The organism is Streptomyces sp. SID5643, assembly GCF_009872555.1.
Lineage (GTDB): Bacteria > Actinomycetota > Actinomycetes > Streptomycetales > Streptomycetaceae > Streptomyces > Streptomyces iakyrus.
In genome coordinates this window covers 1-203 of the sequence record NZ_WWIC01000186.1, presented here as the reverse complement: position 1 = coordinate 203, position 203 = coordinate 1, and the positions used below count along the sequence as shown (strand labels likewise).

Genomic DNA, 203 nt, shown 5'->3' with positions numbered 1-203 from the left:
TAAGGTCTTGTAATTTTTCGACAATATACAATTGAGGCTCCCGCACCTTGGGCGCAGAGCCAATCGTGTGTTCAGTTTTTATCTCCGCAAAACCGTTTGAATTTTGCAGCAAATAAAATATCAGCGCGCAGTGATATACAAATAACGCATGATTTTCTATTTTGCCCAAAAGACCATCCACACCGGAGCTCATAAAGCGAGAT

At 41.4% G+C, this 203-nt stretch carries 1 protein-coding gene; it reads right to left on the bottom strand.

Translation table 11 applies throughout. From position 1 onward, the window contains the following. On the bottom strand, nucleotides 1–203 hold a 203-nt coding region (locus GTY56_RS40700), incomplete at both ends, for a hypothetical protein (protein WP_237524961.1).